Source organism: Streptomyces sp. NBC_00299 (assembly GCF_036173045.1).
Taxonomy (GTDB): domain Bacteria; phylum Actinomycetota; class Actinomycetes; order Streptomycetales; family Streptomycetaceae; genus Streptomyces; species Streptomyces machairae.
In genome coordinates, this window is the sequence record NZ_CP108039.1 from 1,970,024 (window position 1) to 1,988,180 (window position 18,157).

20 protein-coding genes are annotated in these 18,157 nt (G+C 70.9%); 10 read left to right on the forward strand and 10 right to left on the reverse strand.

What is annotated here, in order from left to right; genetic code table 11:
- Positions 1-6: 6 nt before the first annotated feature.
- Positions 7-1,500 (reverse strand): IucA/IucC family protein, encoded by a 1,494-nt coding sequence (locus OHT51_RS08570; RefSeq protein WP_328878305.1) that lies wholly within the window; start codon positions 1,498-1,500, stop codon positions 7-9.
- Between the two features lie 94 nt (positions 1,501-1,594).
- Here OHT51_RS08570 and OHT51_RS08575 point away from each other — a divergent pair, with 94 nt between their 5' ends.
- The 3 genes from OHT51_RS08575 to OHT51_RS08585 are packed head-to-tail and all read left to right on the forward strand — an operon-like array spanning position 1,595 to position 5,227.
- A complete protein-coding gene (locus OHT51_RS08575; protein ID WP_328878306.1) occupies positions 1,595-3,109 on the forward strand; it encodes an IucA/IucC family protein in 1,515 nt (504 codons plus the stop codon).
- A gap of 43 nt (positions 3,110-3,152) precedes the next feature.
- Positions 3,153-4,424 carry a VWA domain-containing protein gene (locus OHT51_RS08580; protein ID WP_328878307.1) on the forward strand — a complete coding sequence of 424 codons (1,272 nt, stop codon included), beginning with the start codon at positions 3,153-3,155 and terminating at the stop codon, positions 4,422-4,424.
- Positions 4,424-5,227, forward strand: coding sequence for a hypothetical protein (locus tag OHT51_RS08585; RefSeq protein ID WP_328878308.1), 804 nt, complete (start codon positions 4,424-4,426; stop codon positions 5,225-5,227). Before OHT51_RS08580 ends, OHT51_RS08585 begins: the two co-directional genes overlap by 1 nt.
- 63 nt (positions 5,228-5,290) lie before the next feature.
- On the opposite strand, the gene OHT51_RS08590 is transcribed toward OHT51_RS08585, so the two are convergent.
- A complete protein-coding gene (locus OHT51_RS08590; protein ID WP_328878309.1) occupies positions 5,291-5,917 on the reverse strand; it encodes a winged helix-turn-helix transcriptional regulator in 627 nt (208 codons plus the stop codon).
- 87 nt (positions 5,918-6,004) lie between these two features.
- Between OHT51_RS08590 and OHT51_RS08595 the strand changes: the two genes are divergently transcribed.
- From OHT51_RS08595 to OHT51_RS08615, 5 genes are all read left to right on the forward strand, one after another.
- A complete protein-coding gene (locus OHT51_RS08595) occupies positions 6,005-7,216 on the forward strand; it encodes a pyridoxal phosphate-dependent aminotransferase (protein ID WP_328878310.1) in 1,212 nt (403 codons plus the stop codon).
- A 26-nt stretch (positions 7,217-7,242) separates the two neighbouring features.
- Complete coding sequence (locus OHT51_RS08600) at positions 7,243-7,782, forward strand: HAD domain-containing protein (protein WP_328878311.1); 540 nt, start codon at positions 7,243-7,245, stop codon at positions 7,780-7,782.
- Positions 7,779-8,378 carry a histidine phosphatase family protein gene (locus OHT51_RS08605; protein ID WP_328878312.1) on the forward strand — a complete coding sequence of 200 codons (600 nt, stop codon included), beginning with the start codon at positions 7,779-7,781 and terminating at the stop codon, positions 8,376-8,378. Before OHT51_RS08600 ends, OHT51_RS08605 begins: the two co-directional genes overlap by 4 nt.
- 75 nt (positions 8,379-8,453) lie before the next feature.
- Positions 8,454-9,083, forward strand: coding sequence for a hypothetical protein (locus OHT51_RS08610; protein ID WP_328878313.1), 630 nt, complete (start codon positions 8,454-8,456; stop codon positions 9,081-9,083).
- Positions 9,084-9,134: 51 nt separating this feature from the next.
- Positions 9,135-9,557: an acyl-CoA thioesterase gene (locus OHT51_RS08615; RefSeq protein WP_328878314.1), complete on the forward strand. Its 423-nt coding sequence runs from the start codon at positions 9,135-9,137 to the stop codon at positions 9,555-9,557.
- Here the strand turns inward: OHT51_RS08615 and OHT51_RS08620 are convergent, their stop codons facing one another.
- Complete coding sequence (locus tag OHT51_RS08620; RefSeq protein WP_328878315.1) at positions 9,558-9,953, reverse strand: winged helix-turn-helix transcriptional regulator; 396 nt, start codon at positions 9,951-9,953, stop codon at positions 9,558-9,560. It lies immediately after the preceding gene.
- 93 nt (positions 9,954-10,046) lie between these two features.
- Here OHT51_RS08620 and OHT51_RS08625 point away from each other — a divergent pair, with 93 nt between their 5' ends.
- Together OHT51_RS08625 and OHT51_RS08630 are read left to right on the forward strand one after the other, a co-directional pair.
- Complete coding sequence (locus OHT51_RS08625; RefSeq protein WP_328878316.1) at positions 10,047-11,474, forward strand: MFS transporter; 1,428 nt, start codon at positions 10,047-10,049, stop codon at positions 11,472-11,474.
- Between the two features lie 73 nt (positions 11,475-11,547).
- Entirely contained in the window at positions 11,548-11,997 is a 450-nt protein-coding gene (locus tag OHT51_RS08630) for a spore-associated protein (protein WP_328878317.1), read from the forward strand.
- A gap of 335 nt (positions 11,998-12,332) precedes the next feature.
- Here the strand turns inward: OHT51_RS08630 and OHT51_RS08635 are convergent, their stop codons facing one another.
- The 7 genes from OHT51_RS08635 to OHT51_RS08665 all read right to left on the reverse strand — a co-directional run bounded on the left by OHT51_RS08635 (position 12,333) and on the right by OHT51_RS08665 (position 18,139).
- The gene (locus tag OHT51_RS08635; RefSeq protein ID WP_443052435.1) at positions 12,333-13,853 is read right to left on the reverse strand and encodes a nucleobase:cation symporter-2 family protein; all 1,521 of its coding nucleotides are present in this window, start codon (positions 13,851-13,853) and stop codon (positions 12,333-12,335) included.
- Positions 13,854-13,996: 143 nt separating this feature from the next.
- Positions 13,997-15,373 (reverse strand): 8-oxoguanine deaminase, encoded by a 1,377-nt coding sequence (locus OHT51_RS08640; protein ID WP_328878318.1) that lies wholly within the window; start codon positions 15,371-15,373, stop codon positions 13,997-13,999.
- Positions 15,374-15,504: 131 nt separating this feature from the next.
- Complete coding sequence (pucL, locus tag OHT51_RS08645; RefSeq protein ID WP_328878319.1) at positions 15,505-16,428, reverse strand: factor-independent urate hydroxylase; 924 nt, start codon at positions 16,426-16,428, stop codon at positions 15,505-15,507.
- Between the two features lie 5 nt (positions 16,429-16,433).
- Positions 16,434-16,826 (reverse strand): hydroxyisourate hydrolase, encoded by a 393-nt coding sequence (gene uraH, locus OHT51_RS08650; protein WP_328878320.1) that lies wholly within the window; start codon positions 16,824-16,826, stop codon positions 16,434-16,436.
- Between the two features lie 32 nt (positions 16,827-16,858).
- A complete protein-coding gene (gene uraD / locus OHT51_RS08655) occupies positions 16,859-17,368 on the reverse strand; it encodes a 2-oxo-4-hydroxy-4-carboxy-5-ureidoimidazoline decarboxylase (RefSeq protein ID WP_328878321.1) in 510 nt (169 codons plus the stop codon).
- Positions 17,369-17,522: 154 nt separating this feature from the next.
- The gene (locus tag OHT51_RS08660; protein ID WP_328878322.1) at positions 17,523-17,891 is read right to left on the reverse strand and encodes a helix-turn-helix domain-containing protein; all 369 of its coding nucleotides are present in this window, start codon (positions 17,889-17,891) and stop codon (positions 17,523-17,525) included.
- Positions 17,888-18,139: a hypothetical protein gene (locus OHT51_RS08665; protein ID WP_328878323.1), complete on the reverse strand. Its 252-nt coding sequence runs from the start codon at positions 18,137-18,139 to the stop codon at positions 17,888-17,890. The genes OHT51_RS08660 and OHT51_RS08665 overlap by 4 nt, the downstream gene beginning before the upstream one ends.
- Positions 18,140-18,157: the final 18 nt, after the last annotated feature.

Below are 18,157 nucleotides of genomic sequence, written 5' to 3' on the forward strand. Positions count from 1 at the left end.
CAGCGCTCACCCGGCCAGCGGGTTCGGGAGGGGCAGGTACCGGGCGTCGGCGCCGTCCGCGCCCGTCCAGCGCAGCAGCAGGTTGGTCTTGCCGGGGAGGGTGGGGGACGACAGCAGGGCCGGGATCTCGGGGAGGTCATGGCGCGCCAGTTCGCGCTGTACGGCGGGCCAGGGGTCGAAGCCCTGGTGACGCTCCGCGAGGGCCGCAGCGACCTCGCAGAGGTGGTTCACGACGAGCGTGTACACGAGCCGCTCCCAGCCGGCCTCACGGGACACCTTCGGCAGCAGCTTCACGCCCTCGGCGTCCCGGAAGAGGGCCTGCACCGGGATGCCGTCGGTGTCGACGGCGACCAGCGTGTTCTGCAGGTGGGCCTCCAGGACGACGCCGTGATCGGCGAAGGCCGCGAGGGCGGGCGGTACGACGGCGCGCAAGTACGCCTCCCACCAGGCCGCGTCGCCGAGCCGGCTGCCTTCGAAGCCCTCCACGAGGCCCGCGGCGAGAATCGGAGTGGCACCGGGCATCAGGTGGCCGTGGAAGCCGTCGCGCACCAGGACCGCCAGTTCCTCGAAGGCGAAGTCGGCGGTGCGGTATCCGCGGTCGGAGAGCCAGGCCCCGGGGCCCGTCGCGAACGCGCGGGACGCCGCCGTATCGGTCCTGCGGAGTTCCAGCAGGTCGTGACGCCACAGCCGACGGATGTCGTTGGTGATGCGGACGTCGAGGCTGAACTTGAGGAAGAGGTCGCCCGCGGAGGCGGACTCGGGGGCGCCCTCGGGGACGTACAGCGTGCGGATCGCGGCCGTCGGCCACGCGTCGAAGCCGGTCGTGCAGAGCCGGATCAGCCGGCCGTCGGCGAAGGCCTCCGCGAGCTCCCGGCCGACCAGGTCCAGCTGCCACGGGTGCGCGGGCAGCAGCCGGTAACCGGGCGGCGCCTCGCCGAAGGCGTCCAGGGCGGAGGTGTCGCCCTCCTCGACGACCGCGTCCTCGCGCAGACCGAGCAGCGTCAGCGGGAAGCGGGCGTGTGCCTCGGGGGCGTACGGCAGCCAGGCCGCGGGCGGGCCGCCGCCGCGCGCCTTGGGGGCGGGGTGGTAGGGGTGCCCGGTGAGGAGGCACTGCTCGGAGCGGAGGTAGGGGTCGTCCGGCGGCGTGGCACGCGCGCGTGCGGTGAGCAGCGCGGCCACCGTGTCCCGGCTGTCGATCATCTCGGCGGGCAGTTCGTGGTTGGACAGACCGGTGTGGCGGCGCAGCTCGTCGGCGACCAACTTGACGAGTTCGGTGTGCCCGACGCGCTGCCAGGTCCCGTCCGCTCGCACCTCGGGCTCGGCGGGCCGGCGTTCGCCGAGCACCCGCAGCAGGCGGCCCGTGCCGTGCAGCCGGTGGACGCGCCGCTCGCCCGGGCCCGGAACGGGCTCGGCCACCTCCCGGAGGAGGCAGTTCAGCAAGGGCGCGACCGCGTGGGCGTCGGCAGCGGCTGACAAGGGGTTGAGGTGCACTCGCTCCACTCGTTCTCTACGGTCCGTTCCGGAGGGAAGACGATCAGTATGTCTGTCGTCGGCACCTGGGCCGACGTCCTACTCGTACCCGAGGAGCCCGCCCGTGCACCGTCTCCCCAGCGCCGAGGCCGAGGTCGGCGCCGATCTGGCCGACGTACGCCCCGAACTCGCGTCGCGGTACGCCGCCGAGCTGCCCGGGGCCCGGGCTGCCGTGCTGACCCGGCTGTGGCGTGCCCTCGCGCACGAGCCCCTGCCGTGGGTCGCCCGCCGTGAGCCGGGCAGGGAGGGCCTCACCCTGTGCCTTTCGGACGGGCGCCGGCTGCACGGCCCGCGTGCGGACCCGTACGCCACCGCCGCGTATGTCACGGCCGTACGGCTCGACGACACGTCGTACGACGATCCGGCCCGGCTGCTGACCGACCTCTCCGTGCCGCACGGCACGTCCTTCGCCGCCGAACTCGGCCACAGTGTCGCCTCGTTGGCACTGTCGCGGGCAGGACAGGGCGGTCACCCGAAGGAGTGGCCGGTGTCCGACTGGGGGTGGGAGCAGCGGGTGGTCGACGGGCATCCGTTCCATCCCAACTGCCGTTCCCGGCCGGGCTTCTCGGTCGCGGAGCAGCTGGCGTACGGGCCCGAGCACCGGCCGGTGGTGACGCTGGGGCCGGTGCCGGTGCGGGCGGCGGAGTGCCTGGTGACGGGCCGGTGGCCGGAGGAGTTGCGGGACGGGGAGCGGCTGCTGATCCCGGTGCATCCGTGGCAGGCCGAGCATGTGCTCAAGCGCCCCTGTGCCCCCCACGGCGACGGGATCGCCGCGCACCCGCTGATGTCCCTGCGTACGCTCGCCCTGCCCGACGGACCGCATGTGAAGACCGCGTTGAGCGCGCGGCTCACGTCCTCGGTGCGGGACATCTCGGTGTACTCCATCGGCTTGTCGGCCACCCTGTCGGACTTCGCGGCGGAGCCGGCGGCACGGATGGACGGGCTGCTTCACGTCACCCGCACGCTGGGTGCCGCCACGGCCGGCTCCCCCGATCTGGCGGCGGTGTTGCGCGAGTCGCCGCAGGTGTACGCGGGGTCCGACGAGCGGGTCGTACCGGTGGCCGCGCTGGCCACCACCGAACTGCCCGAATCGCCCGCGTGGCTGGCCGAGTTCACGCGTCTCGCCCTGACCGTGGGGCTGCGGCTGCTGGAGCTGGGCGTGGCGCTGGAGGCCCATGGCCAGAACCTGCTCGTGGTGCTGTCGGCGGACGGCTCCCCGGTCAGGCTGGTCTACCGCGACCTCGCCGACATCCGCGTCAGCCCGGCCCGGCTGGCCCGGCACGGCATCCCGCTGCCGGAGCTGACCGGCCGGATCGTCACCGACGACGTGCCGACCCTGCGACGCAAGCTGTTCGGCTCGATGGTGGCCGGGGCGCTGGCGGGTACGGCGGGCTCGGGCGCGGCGTTGCGCGGGGCACTGGAGGCGGCCGTACGGGAGCTGCCGGACACCGGGGATCTCGCCGCACTGTGCGAGGAGCCGCTGCCGACGAAGGCGCTGACGCTGATGCGGCTGTCGCCGGGGACGCCCGGGGACCAGTGGGCGGAGCTGCCCCATCCGCTGGTCACCGAGGTGTTCTGACCTCGTTTTGAAGCGGGACACCTCTGATCAATAAGATCCGCCGATGATCACAAGAACACGGCTGGTGACCGGGGCCTGCGCCCTGCTCGCCGCGCTCGCGGCCGGGATGGCGTTCCCGGCCGGGGCGGTTGCCGATGAGACCAGCGCGTTGGCGCCCAAGGTCGATCTCGTCCTCGACGTGAGCGGCTCGATGCGGGCCAAGGACATCGACGGCAAGTCCCGGATGGCCGCGGCGAAGCAGGCCTTCAACGAGGTGCTGGACGCGACGCCCGAAGAAGTTCAGCTCGGTATCCGCACCCTGGGCGCCAACTACCCGGGCGACGACCGCAGGACGGGCTGCAAGGACACCGCGCAGCTCTACCCGGTCGGCCCGCTGGACCGCACCGAGGCCAAGACGGCGGTGGCGACCCTCACGCCGACCGGCTGGACGCCGATCGGTCCCGCGCTGCTGAAGGCCGCCGACGACCTCGACGGCGGCGAGGGCTCCAAGCGGATCGTGCTGATCAGCGACGGCGAGGACACCTGCGCCCCGCTCGACCCGTGCGAGGTGGCCCGGGAGATCGCCGCCAAGGGCATCGGTCTGACCATCGACACGCTCGGCCTGGTCCCGAACACCAAGATGCGGCAGCAGCTCAGCTGTATCGCGGAGGCGACCGGCGGGACGTTCACCTCCGTCGAGCACACGGAGGAACTCACCGACAAGGTCAACCAGTTGGTGGACCGGGCGGCCGATCCGGTGGTGACGCCGGTCGCGACGACGGGCGCGGACCAGTGCGCCAAGGCGCCGACGCTGAAGTCCGGCCTGTACACCGACCGCGCGGAGTTCGGGCAGCAGCGCTGGTACCGGGTGGACGTCGAGCCCGGCCAGGAGCTGCGCGCCTCGGTGAGCGTGGCGGCCGACCGGGCCGTGAACCCCTCGTACGGCGTCCTGCTGCGGGCGGTGACCGCGCCCGGCCGGGAGATCGTGCGCGGCGAGGCGGCGGGCAACGGCCGTACGGATGTCGTGTCCACCGGCCTGCGCTACCCGAAGGCGGAGGCCGACGACGAGGACGAGACCGCCGCGGCCGCCGAGACCGTGTGTCTCCAGGTCACCCACTCCTTCTCGGCCGGATCCAAAGTGCAGAGCACGCCCGGGCTGCCGCTGGAGCTGACCATCGACGTCGTGGACGGGCCGTCGCAGTCGAGCGACGTGGCCTCCTTCGGCCTCGGGCGCGGCTGGTGGCTGCTCGGCGCGCTGATCCTCACCGGCTTCCTCGCCGGTCTCGTCTGGGGCTGGCTGTCGCGCTGGCGCGTCGCGGTCTGGAGGACCAACTGATGCGGATCACACGTGTGTTGAGCACGGCCCTGCTGATGCTCGGGCTGGCGGTTACCCCTGCGGTCGCCGACACCTCTCCGTCCCCCAGCGCTTCGGAGGACGGCGGCGCGCCGACTCAGGCGGGCACCTCCTTCCGGACCGCGACCGAGATCGAGCAGGGGCAGACGGCCACCGCGAACGCCTCCACGGGCGACTACCTGTACTGGTCGTTCCCCGCGGACGCCGGCCTGCGCCCCACCGTCAAGGCGACCGTGAAGCTGCCCGACACGCATGCCGCCGAGACCTGGCAGATCGACGTGTACGACGGCCTGCGCCGCCGTCAGGCCTGCCAGTACGGGGCGCAGACCCGCACCGCGGCGGCGAACGCGGGCACGGTCGAGCTGGCCTGCGTCCTGCGCACCGCCCGCGGCTGGTCGGAGCCCTGGGCCAACGACCCGCTGCCGGGCACGTACTACATCCGTCTGTCGGTCGTGGACGTGCCCACCTCCGACCTCGGTCTGCCGGTCGGCGCCCAGGTCCGGGTCGACTCCGAGGACATCGGCGGTTCGGCCGCGGTCGACGGGGCGCTGGCTGAGCCGCTCGTGCCCGGGGTCGCCGTCAAGTCGCAGGACGACGAGGAGGGTTCGTCCGCCTCGGCCGTGCTGTCCAGCATCGAGCCCGAGGACGGCTGGGCGTCCGGCTGGTGGTCCGACCGCTGGGTGTGGACGGCGATCGGCGGCGCGCTGGCCGCGCTCGCGGGTGTCGGCGGGTACACGCTGACGCGCGGGCCGGGGCGGCCGTCGCGGGTGCCGCCGGGCGCCTGACGGCTCGTCACGCCGATCGACGAGGCCCGCCGTACATGACCGTACGGCGGGCCTCGTCGGTGATCAGACGTCCAGCAGGGCCTTGGCCAGGGTCCCGCCCCCGCTCACCGCGATACGGCCGTCCCGTACGGCGTCCGCCACACTCAACTCCCCCCGCGCGACCGCCTCGCACGTCGCGGAGTCCAGGACCAGCCGCGCGTCGGGCTCACCGGGCGCGGGCCCGTCGCCGTGGACCGGCCCCTCCTCGGCGCCGACGTACAGGTGGAAGTCCCCTTCTTCCAGACGTACTTCGACCAGTCCCTCCCCCTCCAGCGACCTCAGCAGAGGCAGCGCGAACCAGTGCGCTCGCACGGCGTCGGTGGCCCGCCGCTCGCCGAGCTCGGGCTGCCCCCACTCCCCCAGCGCCTGGAGAACGGGCAGCAACTCCCGCCCCCGTGAGGTGAGTTCGTACACGTACGCCGCTCCCGGCGGGGGCAGCTTGCGCCGCGTGCTGATGCCGTCCCGTTCCATGTCCTTCAGCCGCGAGGCGAGTACGTCCGTGCTGACGCCCGGCAGGTCGGCGTGCAGGTCGGTGTAGCGCCGCGGGCCGGCCAGCAGCTCCCGGACGATCAGCAGGGTCCAGCGGTCGCCGACGACGTCGAGCGCACGGGCGGCGGAACAGTACTGGTCGTAGCTTCGGCGAGGTGACATGCGACGCAGTCTAGACATGTTGTTGGACTTTCCAAGCGTGAACTTGGTAAAACCAAGCAACACACGAAACCGGAGGGGCGAGCGCGCATGGAGTTCCGGCAGTCGAGCAAGCTGAGCGAGGTCTGTTACGAGATCCGCGGTCCGGTGATCGAGCACGCGAACGCGCTGGAGGAGGCGGGCCACAGCGTGCTGCGCCTGAACACCGGCAACCCCGCGCTCTTCGGCTTCGAGGCACCGGAGGAGATCCTCCAGGACATGATCCGGACGCTCCCCCAGGCGCACGGCTACACCGACTCGCGCGGCATCCTCTCCGCCCGCCGGGCCGTGGCCCAGCGCTACCAGACGCTGGGCCTGGAGGTCGACGTCGACGACGTCTTCCTCGGCAACGGCGTGTCCGAGCTGGTCTCCATGGCCGTACAGGCACTCCTCGAGGACGGCGACGAGATCCTCATCCCTGCCCCGGACTTCCCCCTCTGGACGGCGGTGACGACCCTCGCCGGCGGCAAGGCCGTGCACTACCTGTGCGACGAGCAGGCCGACTGGTACCCCGACCTGGACGACATGGCGTCGAAGATCACGGACCGCACGCGGGCCGTGGTCATCATCAACCCGAACAACCCGACCGGCGCGGTGTACCCCAAGGAGATCCTGGAGGGCATCCTCGACCTCGCCCGCCGCCACGGCCTGATGGTCTTCGCCGACGAGATCTACGACCAGATCCTCTACGACGACGCCGTGCACCACTCGGTCGCGACCCTCGCCCCCGACCTGGTGGTCCTCACCTTCTGCGGCCTGTCGAAGACGTACCGGGTGGCGGGCTTCCGCTCCGGCTGGCTCGTCGTGACCGGTCCGAGGCAGCACGCGAAGGACTATCTGGAGGGCCTGACGATGCTGGCCTCCATGCGGCTGTGCGCCAACGCGCCCGCCCAGTACGCCATCCAGGCCGCCCTCGGGGGCCGCCAGTCCATCCGGGAGCTCACCACCCCCGGCGGCCGCCTGCACGAACAGCGCGACGTGGCCTGGGAGAAGCTCAACGAGATCCCCGGCGTGTCCTGCGTGAAGCCGAAGGGCGCGCTCTACGCCTTCCCGCGCATCGACCCCAAGGTGCACAAGATCCACGACGACGAGAAGTTCGTCCTGGACCTGCTGCTGCGGGAGAAGATCCAGGTCGTGCAGGGCACGGGCTTCAACTGGCCGGCCCCCGATCACTTCCGGATCCTGACCCTGCCGTACGCGGACGACCTGGAGGCGGCGATCGGGCGGATCGGACGTTTCCTCAGCGGCTATCGGCAGACCTGAGCGTCCAGGGTGGGTAGAACCCGTGCATGAGTACCCGCCCTCTGCTGCTCCTCGACGTGGACGGTCCTCTCAACCCGTTCCGCGCCCCGTACCTCCGCCATCGCGGCTATGTGACGTGCCGGCTGCACCCCGCCAACTGGTCCGCCCGGCAGACTCCGGGGTCCCGGCGGTTGCGCCGGGGCCTGAAGGTGCGCCTGCATCCGGGGCACGGGGAGCGGCTGCTGGCGCTGCCGTACGAGCTGGCCTGGGCCACCACCTGGCAGCACCAGGCCAACGAGATGATCGGGCCGGTGATCGGGCTGCCGGGTGATCTGCCGGTCGTCGAGTGGCCCGAGCTGTTCGGGACGGACCCCGACGGGCTGTACTGGAAGACCCGGCACGTGGTCGCGTGGGCGGCGGGACGGCCCTTCGTCTGGGTCGACGACATGATCACCGACCTCGACGTACGGCATGTCGCGGCCCACCATGACGCGGCCGCGCTGCTCGTACCGGTCGACGCGCGCAAGGGGCTGCGCGAGCGTGACTTCGCGGAGTTGGAGCGCTGGGCTCTTAGCCTGGACACATGAGTGATCTCTTTCTCGTCCGGCACGGCGAGACCGCCTGGTCACGGTCCGGGCGGCACACGGGTTGGACGGACGTACCGCTCACCGAGCACGGGCGGGAGGAGGCGCGGCGGCTGGTGCCGATGATCCGCTCGCATCGGATCGGAGCGGCGTTCGTCAGCCCGTCGCAACGGGCGCGGGAGACCGCGGAGCTGATCGGACTGCACGACATGCGGGTCGACGCCGATCTGCGGGAGTGGGACTACGGCGGGTACGAGGGCATCACGACCGTCGAGATCCAGCGCGAGCGGCCGGGGTGGTTCCTGTTCACGGACGGGGTCGCGCCCGGGCCGCCCGACCGTCCCGGGGAGAGTCCGGAACAGGTCGGGGAGCGCGCCGACCGGATGCTGGCCAAGGTGGATGCCGCCTTCGCCAACACCGAGGGGTGCGTGGTGCTCGTGGCGCACGGGCACTTCCTGCGGGTGCTCACGGCCCGGCGGCTCGGGCTGCCGGCGGCGGACGGGGCGCTGTTCCAGCTGGCGACGGGGACGCTGTGCCGGCTGGGTACCGAGCACGGTCGGCCCGTGATCGCCGGGTGGAATGTCAGACCCGGGTCGTAGCCTGCCCAGCAGAGGGGCCGACTGCCCGGCCGACAGGCGGGGCGGGCAGCCCGAGCGCCCGGGGAGGAGCACGCCGTGACCAGACCGCCGACCGCCGCCCAGCGGCGTGTCATCGACGCCGCCGATCCCGACACGGGACGGCTCAGGGGCACGGAGTCCCAGCTCGCGGCGCTGGTGAAGCGGGGCCTCGCTTTCCGGCACCCGCGGCCGCCGCACGATCACTTTCTGACGCCGGCGGGGCATCGGATACGGGAGGGCGAGCCGGCACCACCCGCACCGACCGAGGACACCGCGGCCAGGGGCGTGTTCGCCGCGCGGATCGGCGGTGAGGAGGACGCCCCGCTCTCGGGCCCCGCCCGGCTGCGCGAGGTGCGCGGGGCCTGGCAGGGTCTGCTGGAGCTGCGCCGGATGACCAGCCCGGACGGGGCGGTGGACCGGCCGTGCGGCTGGGAGCGTACGCATCTGGTGCAGGCCGCCGCGCTTGCGCTGGAGGCGGCCGGCCACCCTCCGGCCGGGCCGGACTCCGCGGACGGGTATCAAGTGCGGGCAACCCCGCAGCCGGAGGCCGCAGCCGTGCACGAGAGCGACGGCGCGCGGCTGCGGGCCTGCGCGGCCACACTGGAAGAGGCGGGCTGGCAGGTCGGCGAGCACACCGAGCCGCGCACCAGGGCACGCTATCTGCTTGCGTCCCCACGACGGGCATGACATGCGTGCCAAGATCGGTGCACTGGGCACCGAAGGCGAGAAGGGGAAGCAGTGAGCGAGCAGTTTTCCGTCCGGGTCACCGTCCGCGGCTACGAGACCGACACCCAGGGGCACGTCAACCAGAGCGTGTACATCAACTACGCCGAGCACGCGCGCTGGTCGCTGCTCCAGGCCGCGGGCATCACCCAGACGGGGCTGATAGGCAAGGGCGTGGGTCCTGTCGCACTGGAGACGACCGTCCGCTACAAGCGTGAGCTCCTCGCCGGTGACGAGGTGGACATCACCTGCGCCTTCGAGTGGTCGGGCGGCCGGACGTTCAGTGTCCTGCAGACCATCAGCAAGGCCGACGGCACGGTGGCGGCCGAACTCAAGGGTGTCGGCGGGCTGCTGGACCTGCAGGAGCGCAAGCTGGTGGCGAACCCGCAGGACTACTTCAAGGAACTGTCCACGGACCCGAGCCTGTTCGGGCTGTAGTCAGACCTGCTCCTTGTCGTGCTCCTCGTCGTAGGTGGCACGCGACTGGGCGATGTAGACCCTGTTCCGCTCGGCCCAGTCGGTCAGGCGCTGCAGGGTCTCGTGCAACTCCCGCGCCACCGGTGTCAGTTCGTATTCCACCTTCGGCGGCACCGTCGGATGGACGGTGCGGGTGACGAGGCCGTCGCGCTCCAGATTGCGCAGGGTGAGGGTCAGCATCCGGCGGCTGATGCCCTCGATGCTGCGCTCCAGTTCGGTGAAGCGGATGGGTCCGTGCGCGGCGGCGACGAGGATCTGGACGCTCCACTTCCCGGAGACCCTGTCAAGAACTTCGCGGACCGGGCACGCGTGCGCGTTCACTGCCTGGACGGTTACACCGGTGTTCCTCTGGGACATCCAACTGCCTCCTTATGCCGCTCTCCCATGGTCACTCACGATGTACCCCGTTACAAGTCGTGCACCATTGGAGAAGCCGGAGGCAGGACCGCCATGACGGCCATCGTCGAGTCCCCGACGCCGACATCACACCGAACGTACTCCCGCTGGGCGTCCCTCGTCGTCCTGTGCGCGGGAACGCTGATGACGATCCTGGACGGCAACATCGTCACGGTCGCCATGCCCGCCGTCCAGACCGACCTCGGCTTCTCGGGGCCGGGCCTCGCCTGGGTCGTCAACGCCTACCTGATTGCGTTCGGCGGGTTGCTGCTGCTGGCGGGCCGGCTCGGCGACCTGGTCGGCCGCAAGCGGATGTTCACGGCGGGGCTCGCCGTGTTCACCGCGGCTTCCGTGCTGTGTGGGGTGGCGACCGAGCAGGGCATGCTGATCGCGGCGCGCGCCCTGCAGGGCGTGGGCGGGGCGATGACCTCGGCCGTGGTGCTGGGCATGCTGGTGGCGCTGTTCCCCGAGCCGCGTGAACAGGCCCGCGCCATCGCGGTGTTCAGCGCGGTCGGCGCGGCGGGCGGCGCACTCGGCACCTTCCTCGGCGGGGCGCTGACCGAGGCCCTGAACTGGCACTGGATCTTCCTGATCAACCTGCCGATCGGGATCGTGGCGCTGCTCGCGGCGCTACGGGTGCTGGAGCCGGACCGCGGCGCCGGGCTCGGCAAGGGCGCCGACTACCCGGGCGCGGCGCTGGTCACCGGCGCGCTGATGCTCACGGTGTACGTCATCGTCGGCGCCGGCGACCGAGACCTGACCGCCACCTGGCTGCTGGCCGCCCTGGCCCTCGCCCTGTTCGTGGCGTTCACGCTCCGTCAGGCACGGGCGGCTCGTCCACTGCTGCGGCTGCGCCTGTTCGGCTCCCGGCTGCTGAGCGGCGCGAACGCCGTGCAGATCCTGATGATCGCGACGATGTACGGCTTCCAGTTCATCGGCGCGCTGTACGTCCAACGCGTCCTGGGCTACGGCGAGTTGCTGACCGGTACGGCGTTCCTGCCGGCGCCGATCGCCATCGGCGTGCTGATGCTGGGCCTGTCGGCGCGGACCGTCGAGCACTACGGGGCGTACCGGGTCCTGCTGGCGGGGCTGGTCCTCATCGTCGCGGGCATGGCGCTGCTGAGCCGTGCGCCGGTGGACGGCTCGTACCTCACCGACGTACTCCCGCCGCTGCTTCTGCTCGCTGCCGGCTTCGCCGCGGCGATGCCCGCGCTGACCGGGCTCGCGATGTCGGGTGCCCGCGAGGAGGACGCGGGGCTGGCGTCCGGGCTCTTCAACACCACACAGGTGGTGGGCGGTTCACTGGGCCTGGCGGTGCTGTCGGTCCTGGCCGCGAGCCGCACCGACGGCCTGCGCGAGCGCGGCACGGAACTGGTGGCCGCCACGGCAGCGGGCTATCAACTCGCCTTCCAGGTAGGGACGTTGATCGCGATCGGCGCGCTGGTACTGGCGGCGGTCGCCCTCCGAACGCGGCAGAACTGAGCACAACCATTCGGATACCCCGTGGGTCACATCATGCAGGAGCAACCAACTCCAATGGTTACCAGGGGGAAATATGCGATACACCCGTTCTGTTCTGTCCGGCGCCGCAGTGGCGGCCCTGATGGTGGGGAGCACGGCCGCTCTGGCCTCGCCCGCCTCCGCGGCGCCCAACACCACCCCGCAGAAGGTCTGCGGCAGCGCCTACAAGACCGTGAACTCGGCGCCCGTCGGCACGCTGGGCACCGTCTACCTGACGTACAACGCCTCCAACGGCGAGAACTGTGTCGTGACCATCCGCAAGAACCCGGGCACCGCCCAGGACATGTCCGCGTGGATCTACGTCCCCGACACCGAGGAGTTCCACGAGGACAACGGCAGCTTCACGTCGTACGCCGGACCGACCTACGTCACCGGCAAGGGCCACTGCGTCGACTGGGGCGGGCACATCAAGAACGTGTACGTGCAGGTGACCGGCTCCAACTGCGGTTCCCTGAAGGAGAACCGGGTGACCTTCACCCGCTGATCCGGCCCCACAGGGACACCGCTCGCCCCGGCAGGACTCCCGGAGTTCTGCCGGGGCGATCGCATGTCGCCCCGGGGCGACTAGGCCGCTTCCTTCCAGACCGTCATGTCCAGGCTCACCCGCGCCGTGGATGGCCTGCAGCGCCTCGGCCACCCCCGCCATCAGCCACAGCACGGCGGGCACCGGCAGCGGGCCACGCCTGGCGACGGCCTCCGTCAGGGAGGGCCCGGGCACATACAGCGTGGCCAGCCAGGGCGGTACGCCGCCGTCGAGGCGCCGTCACACGCACCATGCGTGGGACGACGCCGTCGAGCAGGCCGAGTTGTTCGGCGACCTCATGGCGTGGCCGGGGCCCGGGTCGCCCCGGTGATCTCCTCCCCTGCCTCCATGGGGTGGGTGACGTCCTGTGCGTCGCGGCCCCTGCCGAGGTGATTGAAGACGAGGTTGAGCGCCACCGCCGCCACACAGCCCGTCGAGATGCCGGAGTCGAGGACGATCCGCGCCGTCTCCGGGAAGGCGTGGTAGAACTCCGGCGCCGTGATCGGGACGATGCCGACGGCCAGTGAGACGGCGACGATCAGGACGTTGTTGTCCCGGTCCAGGCCGGCCCGGACCAGGGTCTGGATGCCGCTGGCCGCCACCGAGCCGAACAGGACCACGCCCGCACCGCCGAGCACCGGGCGCGGTACGACCGCGATGAGCGACGCGGCCATCGGGCACAGGCCCATCAGGACCAGGAAGCCGCCGCCCGCGGCGACGACGTACCGGCTGCGGATCTTGGTCATGGCGACCAGGCCGATGTTCTGCGCGAAGGCGCTGCACATGAAGCCGTTGAAGAGGGGGCTGATCGCCGAGCCGAGGGTGTCGGCGCGCAGGCCCGCCGCGATGGTCTTCTCGTCGGCCGGGCGGTCGACGATCTCACCCAACGCCAGCATGTCGGCGGTCGATTCGGTCATCGACACCACCATCACCACGCACAGCGAGATGATCGCGGCGAGCTGGAACTGCGGGGCACCGAAGTGGAACGGGGTCGGGAAGCCGATGACGGCCGCGTCCGCGACGGGCCCGAAGTCCGTGACACCGAACGGGATCGCGATCAGCGTGCCCGCCACCAGGCCGAGCAGTACGGCGATCTGCTTGACGAAGCCCGTGGTGAACCGGCGCAGGAGCAGGACGATCAGCAGGGTCCCGCCGGCCAGGCCCAGGTTCGTCGCCGAACCGAAGTCGTCCGCGGCCGGGTTGGGGCCCTGCGCCCAGCCGAAGGCGACGGGGAGCAGCGAGATGCCGATCAGGGTGATGACCGTGCCCGTCACGACCGGTGGGAAGAAGCGAACCGCCTTGCTGAAGAAGGGGGCGGCGACAAAGCCGAGGAGGCCGGCGACGATCACCGCGCCGAAGATGATCGGCAGGGCGTCGGACTTGTCCTCGGTGGAGGCGACGATCGCGGTCATGGGGGCGACGCCGGCGAAGGTGACGCCGTTGACGAACGGCAGCCGGGCGCCGATCTTCCATATCCCGAGGGTCTGCAGGAAGGTGGCGAGGCCCGCGGTGAACAGGCAGGCGCCGGTGAGGAAGGTCAGATCGGTCGCGGAGAGGCCTATGGCCGCGCCGACGATCAGGGGTGGGGCGACCACTCCCGCGTACATTGCGGCCACATGCTGAAGGCCGGTGGTCGCCATTTTCAGGGCGGGGAGTTTCTCGTCGACTGGATGAACGGACTGGGCGGACACTGCGGCTCTCCTCCGGTCGGTTACACGGCGGCTCGACGTGGGTTTCAGGGAGGTGGTGCGCGGTCGTGCGGGACCGGGGACGGGCCCGTTCCGGGGGAAACGGTGACCGTTCCGGAGCGCACGCATGGGCGTGCGCCCCGGAGACGGCCGCCATGGACCCCGCTCGGGTCCACGGCTGCCGGCCGGGAGCCGTCCCTCCCCGCCGGTGTTCAGGTGCCGTATCGGCGATACGGAGCACTCCGCGGTGACACGGAGCCGGTGCTGCGGAGCTACTGCGCGGCGATCCTCGCCAGGCGCTGTGCCTCTTCGCGGGTCGAGCGGGCGATCGCGTCCTCGTCGGCCGTGCTCAGACGTCCGTCCTCCACGATCTGCCGGCCGTTCACGAAGGACGCGGTGACCGGGGCCGCCGCGCCGAAGACCAGCGCGGTGACCGGGTCGGCGATGGAGGCGTGGGCGAGCGTGTCCAGCTTCCACAGCACGAGGTCGGCAAGCTTGCCGGGCTCCAGCGAGCCGATCTCGGCGGCGCGGCCGAGGACCTGGGCACCGCCGTACGTCCCGAGCCGCAGCGCCTGCCGCGCGTTCAGGGCGGCCTCGCGGTGGGCGCCGAGGCGGTTGATGAGCAGGGCGTTGCGCAGTTCGGTGTGCAGCTCGCCGGACTCGTTGGACGCGGTGCCGTCGACGCCGAGGCCGACCGGGACGCCTGCCGCGAGCATGTCGGGGACGCGGGCGATACCGGCGGCGAGGCGGGCGTTGGAGGACGGGCAGTGGGCGACACCGGTCTTCGTCCGGGCGAAGGCGGCGATGTCGGAGTCGTTCATGTGGACGCAGTGCGCCATCCACACGTCCTCGCCGAGCCAGCCGGTGGACTCGAAGTAGTCGGTCGGGCCCATGCCGAACAGCTCGTGGCAGAACTTCTCCTCCTCCACGGTCTCCGAGCCGTGGGTGTGCATGCGCACGCCGAGCCGGCGGGCCAGCTCGCCGCCCTGCTTGAGCAGCTCGGTGGAGATGGAGAACGGGGAGCAGGGGGCGACGGCGACCTGGGTCATCGCGTCGAAGGAGGAGTCGTGGTGCTGCTTGACGGTCTCCTCGGTGGCGGCCAGCGCGCCTTCGAGGGTCTCGACGGCGAAGTCCGGCGGCAGCCCGCCGTCCTTCTCGCTGCGGTCCATCGAGCCGCGGGCGAGGGTGAAGCGGACACCCATGTCGCGGGCGGCGCCGATGATGGCGCCGGAGAGGTCGCCGGAGCCCTGCGGGTAGACGTAGTGGTGGTCCATGGCGGTGGTCACGCCACCGCGGGCCATCATCGCCAGGGAGCCCTGCGCGGCCGAGCGCACCATCTGCTCGTCGATGCGCGCCCACGTCGGGTAGAGGGCGACGAGCCAGTTGAAGAGGTTGTGGTCCGTGGCCAGGCCCCGCGTGATCCACTGGTAGAAGTGGTGGTGGGTGTTGACCAGGCCGGGAGTGACCAGATGCCCGGTGGCGTCGATGCGGCGTACGACGTTCTCCAGGCCCTCGGGTGCCTTGCCCGCGCCGAGCGACTCGATGCGGTTGTCCGCGATGACGAGGTGACCCGTGGCGTACTCGGTGTCGTTCGCGTCCACCGTCGCGATCGAACAGTTCTCGATGACGATGCGCTGGGCTGCTGCCATGATTCGTCCCTTTTCGACGAGGTGTGCTGAAGCGGAGGGCACGGCAGGACCCTGGGGGATTTGAGTACCGCGGCCGGGGAGCCTCTCAGGCTCGCTCCTCCGGCCGCGGGTGCCGAAATGGAGTTGCTGGCTTACAGGTTGGTGAGGTCCACGGGGATCTTCGGCTCGCAGCCGTCCCGCAGGATGGTGGCCTCGATCAGGCCGTAGGGGCGGTCGGCGGCGAAGTACACCTCGTTGTCGTTCTTCAGCCCGAACGGCTCCAGGTCCACCAGGAAGTGGTGCTTGTTCGGGAGGGAGAAGCGGACCTCGTCGATCTCGCTGCGGTTGTTGATGATGCGCGAGCCCATTTGGTACAGGGTCTGCTGCAGCGAGAGCGAGTAGGTCTCGGCGAAGGCCTGGAGCATGTGCTTCCTGGTCTGCTCGTAGGACTTCTCCCAGTTGGGCATCCGCTGCTCGTCGTCGGTCCAGTTGAACCGCCAGCGACCGGAGACCTGGGTGGCCAGGATGCGGTCGTAGGCCTCCTTGAGCGTCGTGTACTTGTCCTTGACGTAGCCCCAGAACTCGGAGTTGGTCGAGTTCATCACGACGAGGTCCTTGAGGCCGGATATGACCTCCCACTTCTCACCGTCGTAGGTGATCTGCGTGACCCGCGTCTCCTGGCCCTTGCGGACGAAGGAGTGCTTGACCTCGTCGGAGCCGATGAACTGAGAGTTGGCGTCGGCGGCCTCGATCCGCTCCCACGCGTACTCCTCGATACGGATCCGGGCCTGCTGGATCGGCTCCTGCGAGGTGACGAAGTGGCGGGCGAGGTGGATGCCGAACTGCTCGGCCGACTCGATGCCGTACTCCTTGGCGAACGCGTACACCGTGTTCTTGGTGGTGTCGGTCGGCAGGACGTTGGCGTTGGAGCCGGAGTAGTGGACCTCGTCCATGTCGCCGGAGAGAGCGACGGAGACGTTCAGGTCCTTGATGTGGTGGGTGGCGCCGTCCCGCGTGATCTTTACGACTCGGTTCTCGGCCTTGCCGTACTGGTTCTGTCCCAGGATCGTGGGCATGTCTGCTAGCTCCCTCGGTAAACGGAGTAGCCGAACGGGTTGAGCAGCAGCGGCACGTGGTAATGCTCCCCGGGGTTCACGGCGAAGGTGATCGCCACCTCGGGGAAGAACACGGCACCGCTGTCCCGATTCGCGGGGGCGTCCTGCTGCGCATCGGCTTGCTTCTTCTCGAAATACGGCTCCACGGCGAAGTCGAGCCGTACGTGTGTGGTGCCCTCCGGCAGCGCCGGCAGGTCCTTGCACCGCCCGTCCGCGTCGGTCGCGGAGCCGCCGAGCGTCTGCCAGTCCGCGCCGCGGCCGGTGCGGGCTGCGAGCTGGACGGCGACGGCCTCGGCGGGGCGGCCGATGCTGGTGTCCAGGATGTGGGTGGACACGGAGGCGGTGGTGCTGGTGCTCATGGTCAGGCGTCCTCTTCGGTCTTCCTCGAAGATCAGTCTTCGTCGACGAGCCGGGCGAGCCGGATACGGTTGATCTTGCCCAGCTCGGTGCGGACGATCTCCCGCTCCTGCTCCGGCGCGTTGCCGATCCGTTCCTTGACCGCGTCGCGCATCTGCTCACCGGTCCGGCCGGTGGCGCAGATCAGGAAGACGTGGCCGAACTTCTCCTGGTAGGCGAGGTTCAGTTCCAGCATCTCCGCCTTGAGCTCCTCGGAGGCGCCGGCCATGCCGCGCTGTTCCCGGGACGAGGTCGGGTCGCCGGGCTTGGGGCGGCCGATGGGCGGGTGCCCGGCCATCGCCTCGGCCAGGTCCTCGGCGGTCAGCTCGGCCATGGCGGCGTCACTGGCGGCGTAGAGGTCGTCGGCGGTGGCGTAGGGGCGGGCGACCAGCAGGTGCTTCGCCCAGGTGCTGGAGGCGCACGCCTCATGGAGCGCGGCGTGGGCCGCGTGCTCCTCCAGGGCGTTGAACCGGGCCAGGCCCGGGGGCGTGGAATTCGACGTCACGGGAGCCTCCGTGGCCGCGAAGGGCCTTCGTGCTGAACGGGCGTGCCGATAGCTAACGCCCTACGACGACGAGACGTCAACACTTTGTTGAAAATTCGCGGTACCGAAACCGGGCGGGGCGCCGCAGTCGCCCCGTCTCCCGAGTCAGGCCACGTCAGGCACCCTTTTCACGGTTGAGGTAGTTGTAAACCGTGAAGCGACTGACGCCGAGCGCGCTCGCCACGGTTTCCACACCGTGCCGCACGGAGAAGGCGCCGCGCGCCTCCAGTATCCGCACGACCTCCTGCTTGTCCTTGCGGTCCAGGTCGGCCAGCGGCTTGCCCTGCCTGCGCTCCATGGCGGCCAGGATGTGATCCAGGGAGTCCGCCAGCTGGGGCAGGCGTACGGCGACGACGTCGGCACCCTCCCAGGAGAGCACGACATCCTCGGGTCCGGCCTCGTCCGGCGGGAGTATCTCGCCACCCATGGCGTCGACCAGCGGCTTCACGGCCGCGATGAAGGGCTCGTCCCCGGTGCCGGTCACTCCTCGCCCTCCCCGACCACGTTGACCTGGAGCGAGATCCGGGTGGCGCCTGCCTCCAGGGTCTTGCGCAGCAGGGCGTCCACAGCGGTGAGCACGGCGTCGGCGCCGCCCTCCGCCGTGTTGCCGAACGGGCCGACATCCACCGCGTCCAGCTCGGCAGCCTCGACGACCTCACGGGCGACCACCGCATGCGCGGGCGCTTCGTCGAGGTCGAAGGGCTCGGTCGTGAACTCCACTCTCAATCGCACGCGCTCAACCTAACGCGC

Excerpts from the sequence above, each read along its gene's own strand:
- OHT51_RS08635 (WP_443052435.1), bottom strand. The coding sequence starts at position 13,853 with ATGCGTGCGCTCCGGAACGGTCACCGTTTCCCCCGGAACGGGCCCGTC.
- uraH (WP_328878320.1), bottom strand. The coding sequence starts at position 16,826 with ATGAGCACCAGCACCACCGCCTCCGTGTCCACCCACATCCTGGACACC.
- pucL (WP_328878319.1), bottom strand. The coding sequence starts at position 16,428 with ATGCCCACGATCCTGGGACAGAACCAGTACGGCAAGGCCGAGAACCGA.
- OHT51_RS08640 (WP_328878318.1), bottom strand. The coding sequence starts at position 15,373 with ATGGCAGCAGCCCAGCGCATCGTCATCGAGAACTGTTCGATCGCGACG.
- OHT51_RS08620 (WP_328878315.1), bottom strand. The coding sequence starts at position 9,953 with ATGTCCCAGAGGAACACCGGTGTAACCGTCCAGGCAGTGAACGCGCAC.
- OHT51_RS08595 (WP_328878310.1), top strand. The coding sequence starts at position 6,005 with ATGGAGTTCCGGCAGTCGAGCAAGCTGAGCGAGGTCTGTTACGAGATC.
- OHT51_RS08590 (WP_328878309.1), bottom strand. The coding sequence starts at position 5,917 with ATGTCACCTCGCCGAAGCTACGACCAGTACTGTTCCGCCGCCCGTGCG.
- OHT51_RS08580 (WP_328878307.1), top strand. The coding sequence starts at position 3,153 with ATGATCACAAGAACACGGCTGGTGACCGGGGCCTGCGCCCTGCTCGCC.
- OHT51_RS08600 (WP_328878311.1), top strand. The coding sequence starts at position 7,243 with ATGAGTACCCGCCCTCTGCTGCTCCTCGACGTGGACGGTCCTCTCAAC.
- OHT51_RS08630 (WP_328878317.1), top strand. The coding sequence starts at position 11,548 with ATGCGATACACCCGTTCTGTTCTGTCCGGCGCCGCAGTGGCGGCCCTG.
- OHT51_RS08625 (WP_328878316.1), top strand. The coding sequence starts at position 10,047 with ATGACGGCCATCGTCGAGTCCCCGACGCCGACATCACACCGAACGTAC.
- OHT51_RS08605 (WP_328878312.1), top strand. The coding sequence starts at position 7,779 with ATGAGTGATCTCTTTCTCGTCCGGCACGGCGAGACCGCCTGGTCACGG.
- OHT51_RS08585 (WP_328878308.1), top strand. The coding sequence starts at position 4,424 with ATGCGGATCACACGTGTGTTGAGCACGGCCCTGCTGATGCTCGGGCTG.